Here is a 16,029-nt window from a genome sequence, read left to right on the forward strand (position 1 = left end):
TACGGTCTGATCGGTTTGGGGGTTTCGACCACCGGGGCTCACCGGGACGTGTGCCGGCTCATGGCGTCGATCCCCACCTGGAGCGCCTTGTGGTTGATCGCCTCCGTCCCCTTGGGCACGCGGTTGGCGACGGCTTTTTTCAGGGCGTCCAGGGTGACCACCTTCGTGAGTTCCTGGATGATCCCCAGCGCAATGATGTTGACCACCATCTCCCGGCCGATCTCCTTCCGCGCGAGGTCGGTGATGGGGATGCCGATCTGCTTCCACTCGGTTTCCGGTTTCGGTTCGACCGCCTCGGAGTCGTAGACGATGTAACCGCCCTTCCGGGTGGCCTTGGCGTACTTGTCGTAGGACTCCTGGGTCAGCGCCAGGAGGAGGTCCGGGCAGGTGGCCTTGGGGTAGCTGACGGCCTGGGTCCCGATGATCACCTCGGACTTGCTGGCGCCGCCACGGGCCTCCGGGCCGTAGGACTGGGACTGGACGGCGTACAGGTTCTCATAGACGGACGCCGCCTCCCCCAGGATCACGCCGGCCAGGACCAGCCCCTGTCCCCCGGACCCGGCGAGGCGGATTTCATATCGCTCGTACATAAATTCCTCCGTTTCCAGTGGTTAACTTGCAGATCATTCCTCGTTCGAGGACTGGGCCATCTCGATCACTTTCTGGTACTGCTCGACGTACTCGGGGCGGGGGGCGTTGAAGAGTTCGCCGACCAGGATCTTGCCCTGGAGCTGCTCGGGTGACATCTCCCTGGCCCGTTTCACCGAGACCACGACGTCCTTCTGCCACTTCAGGCCGTCCACCGCGGTCCGCTGCTTGTTCTTGCGCCCGTAATAGGTGGGGCACTGGCTGAGGGCTTCCACCACCGAGAACCCCTTGTTGAGGATGGCCTTCTCGATGAACCGGTCCAGGGACGTGGCGTTGAAGGCGGTCTCCCGGGCGACGTAGGTGGCCCCGGCGCCGGCGGCCAGCGAGCAGACGTCGAAGGGGGGCTCCACGGCCCCGTACGGGGCGGTGGACGCGAACGACTTCACCGGCGTGGTTGGGGAGTACTGCCCGCCCGTCATGCCGTAGATGTAGTTGTTGAACACCACCAGGGTGATGTCGATGTTGCGGCGGCAGGCGTGGATGAAGTGGTTGCCGCCGATGGCGAGGGCGTCGCCGTCGCCGCTGACCGCGATCACCTTCATGTCGGGGCGGGCGAGCTTGATGCCGGTGGCGAAGGCCAGGGCACGGCCGTGGGTGGTGTGGAGGGTGTTGAAGTCCACGTAACCCACCGCGCGGGAGGAGCAGCCGATCCCCGACACGAACATGGTGTTGTCCTTGTCGATGCCCATCCGGTCCAGGGTGCGGAGGATGGACTTGAGAACGATGCCGTGCCCGCACCCCGGGCACCAGATGTGCGGGATGTACTGGGAACGGACGTAATGGGCGTAGTCGAAGCTTCTCGGGGGCATATTTTCCTCCGCTTCAGTTGTTGAGCACCGCGGCCATGATCTGGTCGGGGGTGATGGGCTCGCCGTCGGTCCGGTTGACCTGGGCGATGGGCATCTCGCGGCCCACGATGCGCCGCACTTCCAGGACGAACTGTCCCAGGTTCATCTCGGGGACCACCAGCTTGCGCCGGGTCCGGGCGACTTCGTAGATCTCGTCCTCGGGCAGGGGGTAAAGGGTGATCGGCCGGTAGAGGCCGGCCTTGACGCCGTCGGCGCGGAGGAGCTCCACGGCGCGGCGGGCGGAGCGCGCAGTGGACCCGAACGCGATGATGAGGACCTCCGCGTCTTCGTCCATGAACCGGTCGCTCTTCCAGATGGCGTCCCGGTTCCGGTCGATCTTGGCCATGAGGGCGTGGTGAAGCGCCTGCCGGATCTCGGGGCTGCCCGTGGGGAAGCCCGTGAGGCCGTGGTCGAGGCCGGTGACGTGGAAGCGGCTGCCGGTCCCGTAGTCGGGCAGCAGGGCCACCCCCTCGGCGTTGCGCTCGTAGGGCGTCGTCCACCCCACCGGGTTCGTCGGCCGCGGGCGTTCCCACAACTCGATCTCCCCGGGCTCCGGGATGTCGATCTTCTCGCGCATGTGGCCGTTGATCTCGTCCAGGAGGAAGATCACCGGGTTGCGAAACCGTTCCGCCAGGTTGAAAGCCCGGATGGTTTCCTGGAAAATCTCCTGGATCGTGGTGGGGCAGGTGACGATGATGGGGTGATCGCCGTGGGTCCCCCACCGGGCCTGGAGGATGTCCGCCTGCGCCGGCGACGTGGGCGCCCCGGTGGAGGGCCCGCCGCGCATGACATTCACCACGACGCAGGGGACTTCGGCCATGCAGGCGAAGCCCAGGTTCTCCTGCTTGAGGGAGAACCCCGGGCCGCTGGTGGCGGTGAAGACCTTGGCGCCGGCCAGGGAGCCGCCGATGATGGCTCCCATGGCGGCGATCTCGTCCTCCATCTGGATGAAACGGCCGCCCTTCTTCGGGAGCAGGGCGGAGACGTACTCCGCGATCTCGGAGGAGGGGGAGATGGGGTAACCGGCGAAGAAATTGCACCCGGCGTACATGGCGCCCAGCGCACAGGCCTCGTTGCCCGAGACGAAACGGGATTCCTTAATCTTCATTGGTCGGGACCTCTTTGGGGGGTTTGTTCTTGATCATCCGGTGAGCGTGGGGGTTGTCCACCATGATGGCGAAATCCGGGCAGCGGATGTCGCAGAGCTGGCAGCCGACGCAGCTCTCGAGCGCCACCACGACGACCTTCCCCTTCTTCAGGCCCAGGGCGTGGGTGGGGCAGAATTCCACGCAGATCCCGCACCCTTTGCAGTTCTCCGGGATGATGACGATCTCGTGCACTTTCTTTTCCTTGGTTTCCGTCATGACTGTGTCCTCGGTTTCAGGATGGATTCGACGGCGGCCCCGATCTCAGCGGGGCTGTCCGCCACGGTGACCCCGGCCTTCCGGAGTGCGTTCATCTTGTCCGCCGCCGTGCCCTTGCCGCCGGCGATGATGGCGCCGGCATGACCCATGCGGCGCCCGGGCGGGGCGGTCCGCCCCGCGATGAAGGCGACCACGGGCTTCTTCCCGTGCGCCTGGACCCAGGCCGCCGCTTCCTCTTCCGCGGTGCCGCCGATCTCGCCGATCATCACCACCGCTTCGGTCCGGGGATCGTCGTTGAAGAGTTTCAGCGCGTCGGTGAAACTCGTGCCGATGATGGGGTCGCCACCGATGCCCAGGCTCGTGGACTGGCCGAATCCCCGGCGGGTCACCTGGCTGACGGCCTCGTAGGCCAGGGTGCCGCTGCGGCTGATGATCCCCACGCAGCCCTCGCTGTGGATGGCCGCCGGCATGATCCCCACCTTGCACTGGCCGGGGGAGATGACGCCGGGGCAGTTGGGGCCGACGAGGCGGGTCGGGCGGTCTTTCAGGAAGGTGACGACCTGGAGCATGTCCCGGGTCGGGATCCCCTCGGTGATGCAGACCACCAGCGCGATCCCGGCGTCGGCCGCCTCGAGGATGCCGTCCGCGGCCTGCGAAGGCGGGACGAAGATCAGCGAGGTGTTCGCGCCGGCCTGACGGACCGCTTCCCAGACCGTGTTGAACACCGGGATCCCTTCGTGAAGCACCCCTCCCTTCCCGGGCGTGACGCCGGCGACGACCTTCGTGCCGTAGTTCCGGCACTGAAGGGCGTGGAAGGTCCCCTCGCGGCCCGTCAACCCCTGGACGACCACGCGGGTTTCGTTGTCCACCAGAATCGCCACGTTACACCTCTCTCGTGATGTTGCAGGGCGGGTCAGGCGCTCTGCACGCAGTCGGTGACTTTCCGGGCGGCGTCCTTCATATCCCCGGACAGGATCAGGTCCAGTCCGGACTCGCGGAGCAGGGCCTTCGCCTCCTCCACGTTGGTCCCCTCGAGCCGGATGACCAGGGGCACGCTCAGGCCCGTGTTCTTCACCGCACCGAGAATGCCCCGGGCGATGATGTCACAGCGCACGATGCCGCCGAAAATGTTGACCAGAACGGCCTTGACGGCGGGGTCCGCCAGGAGGATCCGGAAGGCCGCCGAGACGGAAGCCTCGGTGGCGCCGCCGCTGACGTCCAGGAAATTGGCGGGTTTTCCGCCGCAGAGGGTGATGATGTCCAGGGTGGCCATGGCCAGCCCGGCCCCGTTCACCATGCACCCGATGTTGCCGTCCAGCTTGATGTAGTTCAGCCCGTGCCGGGACGCCTCGATCTCCAGCGGCTCCTCCTCGGTGTAGTCCCGCATGGCGGCCGCGACGGGCTGCCGGAACAGGGCGTTGTCGTCGAGGTTGATCTTGGCGTCCAGGGCGTAGAACTCCCCTTCCACCGTCTCGACGAAGGGGTTGATCTCCGCCATGGAAGCGTCCGACTGGCAGAAGGCCTCGTAGAGGCCCTCCAGGAACTTCGCCGCCTTGGGGACGATCGCCGGGTCGATACCCAGCCGGTAAGCCAGTTTCCGCGCCTGGAACCGACGGAAACCCACGGCCGGGTCGATGTGCTCCCGCAGGATGGCCCCGGGGTTGCGGGCGGCCACCTCCTCGATCTCCACGCCGCCCTCGGCGGAGGCCATGAAGACGATGCGCTGCGCGGCGCGGTCCACCACGACGCCCAGGTAGTACTCCCGGCGGATGTTCAGCCCTTCCTCCACCAGCACCCGCCGGACGGTCCGCCCCTCGGGGCCCGTCTGGGGGGTGAAGAGCTTCCGGCCCAGCAGGTCCCGGGCAATGGCCTCCGCCTCCTCGGGGGTGCGGGCCAGCTTCACGCCGCCGGCCTTGCCGCGGCCCCCGGCGTGAATCTGGGCTTTCACCACCACCGTGCCGCCCAGCTGGCGGGCGATGTCGTACACCTCTTCCGGCACCGTGGCGACGCGGCCCCGGGGGGTGCGCACCTCGTACCGGTTGAGGATTTCCTTGGCTTGGTATTCGTGGATTTTCACCGCCGGTCTCCGTTCGGGGCGATTTTGCGGGACGAAAGCGAATATTACAACCCGGGAAAAGGGTTGTCAAGGCAAAGAACTCCCTTTATCAGGCCGATTTCCCCTCATGCGGCGGACTCCGGGGAGAAGGCTGTGGGCTGTAGTCCCTACGAAGTAAGATCTTTGGCAAAATGAGCAAGATTTGAGATCATCGGTGGGCTCCCACCGCTTTCAGAGCGGGGAAACCCGATGCGGGGACGGAGGAGGGAATCCCAGCAGCGTCGTCCGGCATGCCCCTGGGCTAAAAGGCCCCGTTTGTGCTGATCCGGTTCCGGAATCGACGTATCCGGTCTCTCGCAAAGACGCCAGGACGCAAAGCCTCGCAAAGGAACCCCCATTTTCCGCTTCCGGCTTTGCGAGGCTTTGCGTCTTTGCGCCTTTGCGAGAGGTAAAGACCGCCTGTTTTTTCTGGAGCATCCGGATGATCCGTGTCCATCCGTGTTAATCCGTGGTTTATTTCCTCCTCGACGCATTCCGTGGTAAAAAGTCTTTTCGCGGCCGGTTTTCGGCTTCGGGAGGGCACGGTGGATTTCGGACGGGATGGGCAGGGCAGCACCGCGCTGCTGTGGGACGACGGCCGGGTCGTGGCCATCGACAAGCCCCCCGGCGTGAGCCTGGCCACCCCCCGCCGCGAACCGGGTGCCGCCGTTGCGCGCCTGCTGGGCGCCCTCCCCCCCGACGTGCGGCAAGGCCACGGCCTGGAGCCGGACGGCCTTTTCCTCGTCCACCGGCTGGACGTGGGGACCTCGGGCCTGGTCCTTCTGGCCCGGGACGAGGACGCTCACCGCACCTGTTCCCGCCTGCTGGCCGAGGGGCGCCTGAAACGGGTCTACCTGACCCTCTGCTGGGGACGCCCGTCACCTGCCGAGGGGCGGTTCGACCTGTCGCTGGGCCCCGACCGCCGGGACCGGCGGCGCATGCGGCCCGACCCGGACGGCCGCCCGGCCCGGACCCGGTACCGCGTCCTCGCCCGGGCGCCCCATGTCTCCCTGGCCGTCCTGTTCCCCGAAACGGGGCGAACCCACCAGATCCGGGTCCACCTGGCCGCCGCGGGCCACCCCGTCGTGGGTGACGACCTCTACGGCGGGCCCCGCCACCGGGGGGTACGGGACTCCCGTCTCCGGGCGGCGCTCGACCCGGGGCACACCCTGCTCCACGCCTGGCGACTCCACCTCCCCACCACCCGGTGCTTCGACGAGACGATCCTCGAGGCCCCTCCCCCCGCCACCTTCCGGGCCGCCTGCACCGCCGCCGGGATCGCCCTGGAAGACACGATTCACACCCCCGAGCGCTCCTGACGCTCTTCTTCCACGCGGCTCGGCGGCTCGGCGGGCCCGCGCGGGCCGGTCGAGCCCAAACCCGCGCCGAGGCGCCGAGGCGCAGGGCCTTTTCCACGGAACTCGGCAACGGTTCCGGCGTATACTCTGACCGATCGGTCGGATCCGCCCGATCGGGCCGATTTTCTGGTATAATCACTTCAAGCGATTCCCGAGGGAACAACCATGCACAACGAGTTTACGGCGATCATCGAGCGGGATGGCGAGTGGTTCGTCGCCTATTGTCCGGAAGTGCCCGGCGCCAACGGCCAGGGATTGACGAAGGAAGAAGCCCGCGGTAATCTGGCCGAAGCCATTGCCCTGATTCTCCAGGACCGGCGCGAGGACGCCCTGCGCGGGGTCCCGGCGGACGCCCTGTGCGAAACGGTGGCCATCGGGTGAAGCGCAGCGAGTTTCTTCGTCATTTGCGCAAATACGGGTGTTACCTCAAAAGGGAGGGCAAGGAGCACTCGCTCTGGTGCAATCCGGAGACCGGCGCCATCGAGGCCGTTCCCCGCCACACCGAAATCGCGAACAAGTTGGCCCGAAAAATCTGCCAGGGTTTGTCGATCCCCGAAATCGGTGAACAACAGGCGTTCTCACCAGATCCTTTCCCACCACGGTGAAATTCTCCCGGCAGGCATCCGGGCGGTTTATCTTGCTGCCCCCGGCGGCTCAGCGGCTCCGCGCGAGTCTTTTGAACAGAAATCTCGCGCGGAGGCGCAGGGGGTTTTCCCTGAACCCGGAAGCGGTTCCGGCGTATACTCGGTCGGATCGGTCGGATTCGACCGATCGGTCCGATTTTCCACGGGAGCCTGCCATGAATTTGTCCACCCCTCCAGCCCGCCGAATCCCGAAACCCCTTGCCCGACGGGGGACACGCACGCTTTTCCCCTGGCTGTTCTGCACGTTCTTCGCGGCGGCCGCCCTGGCGGAGGGTGCTCCGCCGGCCCCGCGGGGCGCCGAAGGGAAAGGGCGCGTCATGGTCGTCACCGTGGACGACCTGGTGGGGGTACAGGTCCCCGGGGGCTCCCCGGCGGACTTCCGGGCCATGACCGAGACCCTGCTGGGAAAGCTGAAAGCGGCCGACGTCCCCGCGACGGGCTTCGTCAACATGGCCAAGACCCGGCGCGACGGTCGGACCGTCCCTGAACTCGCCGCGATCCTGGACCTGTGGCTCGACGCGGGGATGGAGCTGGGCAACCACACCTTCTCCCACCCGAGCCTGCACGCCGTCTCGCCGGAGGTTTTCGAAAAGGACGTCGTGCTCGGAGAGGAAGGGTTGAGGGAAGCGATCGAAGCCCGGGGCGGTCGTCTGCGCTACTTCCGTCACCCCTGCCTCCACACCGGCCGGTCGCTGGAGGTCCGGCAGCGGGTGAACGATTTCCTGGCGGCGCGGGGTTACACCGTCGCCCCGGTCACCGTGGACAACGGCGAGTGGATCTACGCCAGCGCCTACCGCTGCTGCTTCGACCTGGGCGACCTCGAGGGCGCCCGGCGTATCCGCGAGGACTACCTCGGCTACATGCTCCGCAAGGTGGCCTACTTCGAGGACCAGTCCCGCAAGCTCTTCGACCGGGAGGTCCCCCAGGTGCTCCTGGTGCACGCCAACGCCCTCAACGCCCACTGCATCGACCGCCTCCTGGCCGGGCTCCGGGAGCGGGGGTACGATTTCGTCCCCCTGGCGGACGCCCTTGCCGACCCGGCCTACGCGTCCGCGGACACCTTCACCGGCCGGGGCGGGATCTCCTGGCTGCACCGATGGGCGCTGAGCCGGGGCTGCAAGAGGGACTTCTTCGGCGACGAACCGGAAGTCCCCCGCTGGGTCTGCGAGATCGCCGGCGTCGAGGGCGAATAGCGACGTTAAAAGCCTCACGCCAAGGCGCCAAGACGCAAAGACGCGCAGAGCCCGAAGGATGTTTCGGAATGTCTTGGCGAGGCTTGGCGGCTTGGCGCCCTGGCGTGAGGCCGGGAAAGGAGTCTCCCGCGTTCTGGGGGAAGGCTTCAGCCGGTGAAGGAGACCAGGACCTGGCGGCGGCGGGGGCCATCGTACTCGCAGAAGTAGATGGCCTGCCAGGTGCCCAGCAGGAGGCGCCCGCCCTCCAGCGGGACGGCGACGCTGGAGCCCGTGAGGGTTGCCTTGACGTGGGCGTCCGAGTTGCCCTCCGCGTGCCGGTAGTCCCCCCGGAGCGGAACAAGACGGGAAAGGGTTTCCAGGATGTCCCGCCGGACGGAGGGGTCGGCCCCCTCGTTGAGGGTGAGGCCGGCGGTGGTGTGGGGGTTGAAGACCGTCACCACGCCGTCGCGCCAGCCGGCCCGCCCCACGGCCGACACGACCGACGCCGTGATGTCCACGAACTCGTTCCGTTGCCGGCTATTCACTTCCAGGTGAACGACGCTCACGCTGCACGCCTCCGGAAAACGCCGACCGCGGCCCCGGAGGCCGCGGTCGGCGGGTGAATCGGGCGAACGCCCCGCGGCCCGGCGGGCCGCGGCACGCTTACGGCTTGGTGATGGTCAGGTACAGGATGGTCTTCTGGGTCCGGGAGCTGAACCGGAACACCTTCAGGACCATCTCCTCGCCCGGGCGCAGCGCCCGGACCCGGTCCACGAAGTCCCGCACCGACGAGACCTTCGCCCCGTTGATGGCCACGATGAGGTCCTGGGGCCTCAGGTAGGCCTCCTCGGCGAGAGAGCCGGGCTTGACCTCGGTCACCATGACGCCCTCGTCGGAGGGGATGGAGAGGGCCTGGGCCATCCGGAGGGGGACCTCGTCCACGGAGAGGCCGATCTCCGGCTTGGTTTCCTTCTCCTCCTCGTCGAGGTTGGTCGGCTTTCCGGCCTCTTCCTGCCGCGGCTTCGGGCGCTCCGCCAGCTTCACCTTCACGGGGACCTCTTTCCCGTCGCGCATCAGGGTCACGGGGACCTCGGTGCCCGGGGCGGTGGTGGCCACCATCTCCCGGAGTTCGTCCGGGCCGGCCACCGGCTTGCCGTTGAAGGCCACGATGACGTCGTCCGGCTGGATGCCGGCGGTCTTGGCGGGGGAATCGCCCTCCTGCAGCTCCGTCACGATGACGCCCTTGGCCTCCTTCAGCTTGAAGTGTTTGGCCAGGCCGTCGCTCATGGGCAGGGGGTTCATGATGATGCCGAGCTGGCCCCGGGTCATCTTCCCGTACTCGGTGAGCTGGTTGTAGACGCTGATCACCACGTCGGCGGGGATGGCGAAGCCGATCCCGATGTTGCCGCCGTTGGGGGACTCGATGAAGGTGTTGATCCCCACCACCTGGCCCCGCATGTTCACCAGGGGGCCGCCGCTGTTGCCGGGGTTGATGGCGGCGTCGGTCTGGATGTAGCTGCTGAAGAGGGACTGGGAGTTGACCCGCCGCCCCTTGGCGCTGACGATGCCGGCGGTGATGGTCTCCTCGAGGCCGAAGGGGTTGCCCACGGCCAGGACCCAGTCGCCCACCTTCACGGTCTCGGGGTCGGCGAGGGCGGCGAACTTGAAGGGTTTGGGCCCTTTGATCTTGATCACGGCGAGGTCGGTCTCGGGGTCCGACCCCACCACCCGGGCGTCGTACTCCTTGCTGTCGCCGTCCTGGTGGACCTTCACCACGATGTTGTCGGCGTTGCCCACCACGTGGTTGTTGGTGACGATGTAGCCCTCGCTGTCCACAATGACGCCGGAACCGCCCGAGCGCTGGACGAAATCACGCGGCTGCCCCTGGCCCGGGAAACCGAAATCGTCGCCGAAGAAGCGGCGGAACATCTCGTCGTTGCCGAAGGGGCTGAACTCCATGCCGCGGACGCGGACCGTCTGCTTGGTCCGGATGCTGACCACGGCGGGCTTCACCGTCTCCGCCACCTGGGAAAAGCCGTTCTGGACTGTGATGTCCTGCCCCAGCATCAGGGGGGAGCCCTTGCCCTGGAGTTTGAGGGTGGACGGCTTGAGGGTATCGGCCGACACTCGCATCGTCACCGCGGCGCCGATGGTGATCCCCACCATGAGCGTCAGGCAGAAGAGCGCCGTCTGGATCGCCTTTCGTCGGTTGAATCTGTGGGTGTGAACACTGAGCATGTCCGCCTCCGGGATGATGTTTGTCGCGTCGCCGGCCAACGAACGTGTCGGCCGGCGACGCGAGATAATACGATAATCGGGGGGCCGGGTTCAACTCTGCCGCAATCCCTGTCTTCCCCGAGCCTCTCGGCGGATTACCTCGACCTGCACCCTTCGACATCACAAGTCATTTGATTTCTTTATATTCGGAATTCGCGTCAATTGGCGTCATTCGCGGGAAATATCCGATGGGCGATTTATTGCGGGATCATCAGTCTTGACGGTCCCGCAAAATGTACCATCGCCCTCCGGGCGATGGCTCAAACAAAGGTCTTACATCCACTTTTCCGTTCGATTTCCGACTTTTTACGAGGCCGTCAGTCTTGAACTGGATCGGTCAAGGGTCTATATGGAGTCCCTGGAGAACGCCCACCTGGCGGACGTTGCGGCGCTTCACCGCGAAATGGCTTTCATCATCAACCGCGTTCCCCGCTACGACCTGAGGGGGCACCGCCTGCTCGAGACCAGCGAAAAGTACTACTTGTCCGATCTGGGCCTGCGACACGCGGTGCTCGGCTACCGGGAGAAGGACATCGGGGCCTTCCTCGAAAACATCGTTTACATCGAACTCCGGCAGAGGGGATATACCGTCACCGTCGGCCGATACAACGATTACGCGGTGGACTTCGTGGCCGAAAAGCAGGGGGGGCGGCTCTATGTCCAGGTGGCGTACCTGCTCTTTGACGAGTCCGTCCGGGCGAGGGAACTCCGCCCCTTCTACCGGATCGACGACAATCACCCCAAGCTGATCCTGACGATGGATTCCGGGCCCGACAGCGACATCGCCGGGATCGCCCGGCGTTTCCTGCCCGACTGGCTCCTGGGCTGGAGGCGGCGGCGCTGTGGCCTGTCTTCACCGCATCATGACTCGGATTATGCAATTCGGATTTTTGATTTGCGTTTTTCATATCGTGAACCTGGCCTCCCTGTCCAGCGACGTGGGGGTTTCGGCGACGACCCTCCGCAACTGGATCTCGGTCCTGAAGGCGTCGTACGTGGTGTTCGAGTTGCCCCCCTTCTTCGAGAACATCCGCCGCCGGATGGTCAAGTCCCCGAAGATCTACTTCACGGACGTCGGCCTGGCGGCCTTCCTGCTGGGGATTCGCACGGCGGAGCAGGCGTCCCGGGACCCCCTGTGCGGCAACCTGTACGAGAACCTGGTGGTGGCCGACATCGTGAAGGGCGCCCTGAACCGGGGGATTCGGCCGGAACTGTACTTCTTCCGCGACTCCAACGGCGCCGAGGTCGACCTGCTCATCCGGGAGAGCGGAGCGCTGACGCCTGTCGAGATCAAGTCCGCCGCCACCTTCACCCCCGATTTCGTCCGGGTTCTGGAACGTTTCCCTTCGTTCGGCGTCCGGGGGGTCAACCCCGGGGTGGTCCTCTACAACGGCGAGCGAAGGTTCGAGGTCCGGGGAATCCGCGCCTTCAACCCGCTTGAAGCCGACGACCTCTGGGCGGAGCTGACCACCCCCCCGGGAGACGCCAGGATCGGTAAGGACGCGTAAATGAATTAATCAACAAAATCGCGGCGAGGTGCAATCGTGTAATTCCAGTCTTTGCCGTGAAACTCAGCCGCCTGGACGTTTAGCTTCTCAAAGTCCACATCTGAAACCTTCACTCCCGGCGGATACGTCCCCTTGTTCAATTCCGCCTGTATTCGAAGTCCTTTGCGGGTCTTTGTCCCGGCGATCAAATTGACGATAACCTCGTGACTTTGCAACGGCCGGCCTCGCCAATTCTCCGTGATATGACAGAACATCCGATGCTCGATCTTGTTCCATTTGCTCGTGCCCGGCGGCAGGTGGCATACGGCAATGACCAACCCCGTCTCGTCTGCCAATCTCTGAAGCTCCACCTTCCACAGACGGGAGCGACTGCCGTTGCTTCCTCCCCCATCTGCCGTGATCAACAGCTCCCTCGCCTCTTTGTAAACCAGGACACCCATCCGCTCCCACCACTGGCGGATCGTGTTCACCGCAAACTGCGCCGTATCATGATCGATTCCAACACTCACCCAGCCGGTGTTTGACGACACGTCGTAAACCCCATAGGGAATCGCCTTGCCCAGTTCCAAATCCATGAAATCATGCACCCGAACCTTTTCTGGACACCCCTTGGGTTGGTATTCCCGCCCCTTGTTCGCGAATTCCCCCACCAACTCTTTCTTCTTGGTGTCGACCGAAATAACGGGCTGGCCACGCTCTTGAAAACGCTTGACCTGCTCATTGATATGCGCAAACTGCCGGTCCCGGTCCGGATGCTCGCATCCCTCCTTCGTCTTTCGCGTCCCCTGCAGGCGATACCCCATGCTCTCGAGCATTTGTGCCACTTTGGTATGACTGACAGGATGTTTCTGCCTCGTCAGTTCAGCCGCCAGAGTCCTCGTGCTCTTGCTGGTCCATCTCAAGGGAGACATCGGATCTCCCCGGGCTTCCGGCTCCACCAGCCGGTCCAGCGCTTCAGCGATTTCTCCATCTCGCTCCGTGATCGGCTTCCGTCCAGCTCCCGGTGAACGAACTCGCCGTTTTTCGCTCGGGGTCGGGCTTGTTCTGCCCTTGCGAATCTCGGCCTGCCCCGCTCGAATCGTGCTTACGGCCATCCCCGTTGCCCGCGACAAAAGGGTGATGCCTCCATGGCCCAAACTCATCGCTTCGGTAGCCGCCCAGATCCGTCGACCCCGCTCGTCCATTTCCTGTTTCGCCGATCAACTTGGATCGTCCCGCCCATTCTCTGATCAGTTGTCGAATCAGGCAAGTTCGTGTTTCGTTTGTAAAAGAGGACGCCCGGCAAGCGGAATCTGATTAAAACATGAGGTTGCCCCTTTCTCCCTCAATCGGGGTGGACGGGACTGGTGTTTCTGTTTCCTCGCTTTCAGGCTTACCAATCAAAGGTGCCGTTCCCCCCGATCCTACCAGAGGAGCCTCGTCCTCCGCAGATTGCCCCGCGTAGCGGTCCAGGAAGTGGGGGGCGACGGGGTCGTAGAAGGTCCGGGGGATGACGCCTTCGGAGATCCCATGGCCGGAGACCTTGACGACGCAGAGGAAGTCCGGCTGGTTGATGAACTCCGACGGCAGGATGAGCTTCTCCGTCTTGTCCTGGTCGGTGAAGGACTTCCGGTCCCCTGACTCCCGGGGGCTCATCTGCCGGGACCCCATCACCTTGATCACCTCCCGTTCCCCGATGCTCTGGCTCAGGAAGTCGGCGGTGTCGGGGTCGTTCAGCCGCAGGATGAAGTTCGTGTTGAAGTTGTTGTAGAAGGTCCGTCGGTTGGCCCGCCCGTAGATGTCCTCGATGCGGCCCAGGTCCTGGTTGGCCACCAGCAGGCACCCACCTTTGGAGCGCGCCACCGTCAGGAGGTCGAAAAGGACCGAGATCTGGTCCAGGCTCCCGATCTCGTCGATGCAGAACCAGATCCGCCGGTTTTCTTTCCGGTCGGTGTCTGGCAGGGAGAGGGTCTCCCGGATCATGATGTCGAAAGCGAAGATCATCAGCGGCCGGACGATGGTGGCGTGGTTCTTGATGCAGAAATCTTCGGCCCGGTCGTCGGGATCTGGAGCGACCGGAACTCCTGGAAACGATGATGTCGTGTCGTTGTTTTTCCTGAGTATTGGATTTGAGCGGAAGTCAATTCTTGCAAAAACAAACACAATATGCTATTTTATGCAAGAGACGAACAAGCCCATGGCATCAGTACGCTCATACATCAGGGACTTGGCGGCGAAGGGGCAGTACCACTTTACGACCCAAGAATGCCGGGCGGAGCTTGACGGATCGCTTGTCGCCGTTCGTGCGGCGCTAGGAAGACTGATCCGGCGAGTGGAAATCGCCTCGCCCCATCGGGGATTCCATGTCATCGTACCTCCGGAATACCGGATACTGGGGTGCCTGCCGCCGGAGCAGTTTATCCCTCAGTTGATGAACTATCTTCAGGAACCCTACTATGTGACCCTGTTGAGCGCCGCGGAACTCCACAGTGCGGCACACCAGCGCCCCCAACGCTTCCAGGTGATGACCGCGAAGAATCGCCGACCGATTGCCTGCGGTCAGGTCCGAGTCGAATTCGTCGCCCGGCACGACCTCGAGAAAACCCCTGTGGTGGAGATGAAAACTCCACGCGGCCGGATGCGGGTGTCTTCTCCGGAGGCCACCCTTCTGGAGGTGGTCGGTTACGCGAAACAGTGCGGAGGTCTCGACAATGTCCTTGTTCTTCTGACGGAACTCGCCGAGTGTTCGGACCCGGTGAAACTTCTGGATGCCGCGCGACTCTGCCCGGTGGCATGGTCGCAACGTCTCGGATACCTCTTAGAAGTGACCGGCCAATTGGACCGAGCCTCCAAGTTGGCCAGTCATGTCCAGGAGCATGCAAAGGCAGTTGCCCCATTGGTTCGTGCCAGGCCCATCACCGGTGCCCCCCGGGCGGAACGCTGGAAGCTCGCCATCAACACGAACCTGGAGTTAGACTGGTGATCGCAAAGGACTATATCATTGCCTGGCGCGCCTATGCGCCCTGGACCTCCGACCATCACGGTGAGTAACGGCGTTAATCCCTTTGCGGTCTACATGACCGGAGGTCCCCTCCGAATGCCTCTGCGTCTTCGCCATGCCGCCTTCCGCTGGAATGGATAGGCACGCCAATCGTAACGGCGGCAGTAAGAGGGCCGACCCGGTGTCCCATCATCTCCCGGGTCGATGGGCCACGAACTACACAGAAAGTCTCGAAGATGACCGGGGATTTGCGCTGCAAGGCCTCGGCCGACCATCTCGCCGACACCGAAAATCACGGCAAGAGGATGGGAATCCACTTTGAGTTTCTCGAGCGCGCCCAGTTCGAGAAGTTCCTCTTCGTGTACATCGGCCGGGACGACAACCTGTTGTACTCGATCCTGCGGCCGGGCTCGATCGTGAAGGTGGACACCCGGGAGAAGTCCCTGCTGGCCGGGAAGTGGGCCAACGAGCACGAGTGACCCCTCTACCTCGTGGAGGTCACCGCCGGCTGGCGCTGCGCCTGGTGTTCCCGGGAAGGGGGCGACCTCGTGCTGCTCCCGCACCCGCTTTCCCTGAAAAACCCCGAGTTCTACCGCTTTCGGGTCGAGGCCGAGATCGTCGGCCAGGTCGTCGCCATCTGGAATGACCTGAGCCCCCGGAACTGATGACCTTTCACGTTGTGTTTCACGTGCACTCCTCTTGCAGGACCGCCATTTCCTGCGAAAAGGAGCACGAAATGCCGCATTGTGAAAGTGCTGAGCAGGGAACAAGAGTTTGATCGGTCTTGATGGTCTTTTCGAGGATTGCGAGGCTCGTAAGGGATGGGTCTTCACCCGGCCGTCTCAAAGTCCCTCGAGAAGTGTGAGAAAATCCACGAAAGTCCATGGAAAAATGTGATCATTGGGTTGACTGGAGATTTAGCCAATCTTATCATGGAGGAAGTTTAAATCATTTGTTATCATAATAAAAGTTGCAAGCGATTTGAGGGATTCACTGCTGGCAACCCGTTCTAGCCCGACTTTCCGACTTATTCGTACAAACAGGTGTAATCTATAGCAAGAGAACGTTATATAGCAAGAGGTGACTATACCCTAAGACGATTATTTCTCTCGGAGCCCCAAGGTGGACACCAGGT

Annotated in this window: 18 protein-coding genes and 1 pseudogene; 9 read left to right on the forward strand and 10 right to left on the reverse strand. The window is 64.0% G+C overall.

What is annotated here, in order from left to right; translation table 11 throughout:
- Positions 1–38 precede the first annotated feature (38 nt).
- The 6 genes from KA419_08995 to sucC are packed head-to-tail and all read right to left on the reverse strand — an operon-like array spanning position 39 to position 4,937.
- Positions 39–590, reverse strand: a complete 552-nt coding sequence (locus KA419_08995) for a 2-oxoacid:acceptor oxidoreductase family protein (protein ID MBP7866072.1) — start codon at positions 588–590, stop codon at positions 39–41.
- A 33-nt stretch (positions 591–623) separates the two neighbouring features.
- Positions 624–1,457 (reverse strand): 2-oxoacid:ferredoxin oxidoreductase subunit beta, encoded by an 834-nt coding sequence (locus KA419_09000; GenBank protein ID MBP7866073.1) that lies wholly within the window; start codon positions 1,455–1,457, stop codon positions 624–626.
- A gap of 13 nt (positions 1,458–1,470) precedes the next feature.
- Positions 1,471–2,604 (reverse strand): 2-oxoacid:acceptor oxidoreductase subunit alpha, encoded by a 1,134-nt coding sequence (locus KA419_09005; GenBank protein MBP7866074.1) that lies wholly within the window; start codon positions 2,602–2,604, stop codon positions 1,471–1,473.
- Entirely contained in the window at positions 2,594–2,860 is a 267-nt protein-coding gene (locus KA419_09010) for a 4Fe-4S dicluster domain-containing protein (GenBank protein MBP7866075.1), read from the reverse strand. Before KA419_09010 ends, KA419_09005 begins: the two co-directional genes overlap by 11 nt.
- The gene (sucD, locus tag KA419_09015) at positions 2,857–3,741 is read right to left on the reverse strand and encodes a succinate--CoA ligase subunit alpha (protein MBP7866076.1); all 885 of its coding nucleotides are present in this window, start codon (positions 3,739–3,741) and stop codon (positions 2,857–2,859) included. The genes KA419_09010 and sucD overlap by 4 nt, the downstream gene beginning before the upstream one ends.
- Before the next feature lie 32 nt (positions 3,742–3,773).
- Positions 3,774–4,937, reverse strand: a complete 1,164-nt coding sequence (gene sucC, locus KA419_09020; protein ID MBP7866077.1) for an ADP-forming succinate--CoA ligase subunit beta — start codon at positions 4,935–4,937, stop codon at positions 3,774–3,776.
- A gap of 563 nt (positions 4,938–5,500) precedes the next feature.
- On the opposite strand from sucC, the gene KA419_09025 reads away from it, so the two are divergent.
- From KA419_09025 to KA419_09040, 4 genes are all read left to right on the forward strand, one after another.
- Positions 5,501–6,274, forward strand: coding sequence for an RNA pseudouridine synthase (locus tag KA419_09025; protein MBP7866078.1), 774 nt, complete (start codon positions 5,501–5,503; stop codon positions 6,272–6,274).
- A gap of 204 nt (positions 6,275–6,478) precedes the next feature.
- Positions 6,479–6,694, forward strand: a complete 216-nt coding sequence (locus KA419_09030) for a type II toxin-antitoxin system HicB family antitoxin (protein MBP7866079.1) — start codon at positions 6,479–6,481, stop codon at positions 6,692–6,694.
- Positions 6,691–6,918, forward strand: a complete 228-nt coding sequence (locus tag KA419_09035; protein MBP7866080.1) for a type II toxin-antitoxin system HicA family toxin — start codon at positions 6,691–6,693, stop codon at positions 6,916–6,918. The genes KA419_09030 and KA419_09035 overlap by 4 nt, the downstream gene beginning before the upstream one ends.
- Before the next feature lie 194 nt (positions 6,919–7,112).
- A complete protein-coding gene (locus KA419_09040) occupies positions 7,113–8,150 on the forward strand; it encodes a polysaccharide deacetylase family protein (protein MBP7866081.1) in 1,038 nt (345 codons plus the stop codon).
- A 146-nt stretch (positions 8,151–8,296) separates the two neighbouring features.
- Here the strand turns inward: KA419_09040 and KA419_09045 are convergent, their stop codons facing one another.
- Entirely contained in the window at positions 8,297–8,695 is a 399-nt protein-coding gene (locus tag KA419_09045; GenBank protein MBP7866082.1) for a secondary thiamine-phosphate synthase enzyme YjbQ, read from the reverse strand.
- A gap of 97 nt (positions 8,696–8,792) precedes the next feature.
- Positions 8,793–10,367 (reverse strand): trypsin-like peptidase domain-containing protein, encoded by a 1,575-nt coding sequence (locus KA419_09050; protein ID MBP7866083.1) that lies wholly within the window; start codon positions 10,365–10,367, stop codon positions 8,793–8,795.
- Positions 10,368–10,755: 388 nt separating this feature from the next.
- Here KA419_09050 and KA419_09055 point away from each other — a divergent pair.
- Positions 10,756–11,073, forward strand: a pseudogene (locus KA419_09055) (ATP-binding protein).
- Positions 11,074–11,269: 196 nt separating this feature from the next.
- On the forward strand, positions 11,270–11,914 hold the full coding sequence (locus KA419_09060; GenBank protein ID MBP7866084.1) for a DUF4143 domain-containing protein: 645 nt from the start codon (positions 11,270–11,272) through the stop codon (positions 11,912–11,914).
- A 5-nt stretch (positions 11,915–11,919) separates the two neighbouring features.
- Here the strand turns inward: KA419_09060 and KA419_09065 are convergent, their stop codons facing one another.
- Positions 11,920–13,098 carry an ISAzo13 family transposase gene (locus KA419_09065; GenBank protein ID MBP7866085.1) on the reverse strand — a complete coding sequence of 393 codons (1,179 nt, stop codon included), beginning with the start codon at positions 13,096–13,098 and terminating at the stop codon, positions 11,920–11,922.
- 112 nt (positions 13,099–13,210) lie between these two features.
- The gene (locus KA419_09070; GenBank protein ID MBP7866086.1) at positions 13,211–13,897 is read right to left on the reverse strand and encodes a type IV secretion system DNA-binding domain-containing protein; all 687 of its coding nucleotides are present in this window, start codon (positions 13,895–13,897) and stop codon (positions 13,211–13,213) included.
- Positions 13,898–14,090: 193 nt separating this feature from the next.
- On the opposite strand from KA419_09070, the gene KA419_09075 reads away from it, so the two are divergent.
- The 3 genes from KA419_09075 to KA419_09085 all read left to right on the forward strand — a co-directional run bounded on the left by KA419_09075 (position 14,091) and on the right by KA419_09085 (position 15,559).
- A complete protein-coding gene (locus KA419_09075; GenBank protein ID MBP7866087.1) occupies positions 14,091–14,876 on the forward strand; it encodes a type IV toxin-antitoxin system AbiEi family antitoxin in 786 nt (261 codons plus the stop codon).
- Between the two features lie 323 nt (positions 14,877–15,199).
- On the forward strand, positions 15,200–15,373 hold the full coding sequence (locus KA419_09080) for a hypothetical protein (protein MBP7866088.1): 174 nt from the start codon (positions 15,200–15,202) through the stop codon (positions 15,371–15,373).
- Between the two features lie 12 nt (positions 15,374–15,385).
- On the forward strand, positions 15,386–15,559 hold the full coding sequence (locus KA419_09085) for a hypothetical protein (protein MBP7866089.1): 174 nt from the start codon (positions 15,386–15,388) through the stop codon (positions 15,557–15,559).
- Positions 15,560–16,029: the final 470 nt, after the last annotated feature.

This window comes from Acidobacteriota bacterium (assembly GCA_018001935.1).
Lineage (GTDB): Bacteria > Acidobacteriota > JAAYUB01 > JAAYUB01 > JAAYUB01 > JAGNHB01.

Coding starts and splice junctions, on each gene's coding strand:
- KA419_08995 (MBP7866072.1), bottom strand. CDS start 590: ATGTACGAGCGATATGAAATCCGCCTCGCCGGGTCCGGGGGACAGGGG.
- KA419_09000 (MBP7866073.1), bottom strand. CDS start 1,457: ATGCCCCCGAGAAGCTTCGACTACGCCCATTACGTCCGTTCCCAGTAC.
- KA419_09005 (MBP7866074.1), bottom strand. CDS start 2,604: ATGAAGATTAAGGAATCCCGTTTCGTCTCGGGCAACGAGGCCTGTGCG.
- KA419_09010 (MBP7866075.1), bottom strand. CDS start 2,860: ATGACGGAAACCAAGGAAAAGAAAGTGCACGAGATCGTCATCATCCCG.
- KA419_09030 (MBP7866079.1), top strand. CDS start 6,479: ATGCACAACGAGTTTACGGCGATCATCGAGCGGGATGGCGAGTGGTTC.
- KA419_09040 (MBP7866081.1), top strand. CDS start 7,113: ATGAATTTGTCCACCCCTCCAGCCCGCCGAATCCCGAAACCCCTTGCC.
- KA419_09050 (MBP7866083.1), bottom strand. CDS start 10,367: ATGCTCAGTGTTCACACCCACAGATTCAACCGACGAAAGGCGATCCAG.
- KA419_09060 (MBP7866084.1), top strand. CDS start 11,270: ATGACTCGGATTATGCAATTCGGATTTTTGATTTGCGTTTTTCATATC.
- KA419_09065 (MBP7866085.1), bottom strand. CDS start 13,098: ATGGACGAGCGGGGTCGACGGATCTGGGCGGCTACCGAAGCGATGAGT.
- KA419_09070 (MBP7866086.1), bottom strand. CDS start 13,897: ATGATCTTCGCTTTCGACATCATGATCCGGGAGACCCTCTCCCTGCCA.
- KA419_09075 (MBP7866087.1), top strand. CDS start 14,091: ATGGCATCAGTACGCTCATACATCAGGGACTTGGCGGCGAAGGGGCAG.
- KA419_09080 (MBP7866088.1), top strand. CDS start 15,200: ATGGGAATCCACTTTGAGTTTCTCGAGCGCGCCCAGTTCGAGAAGTTC.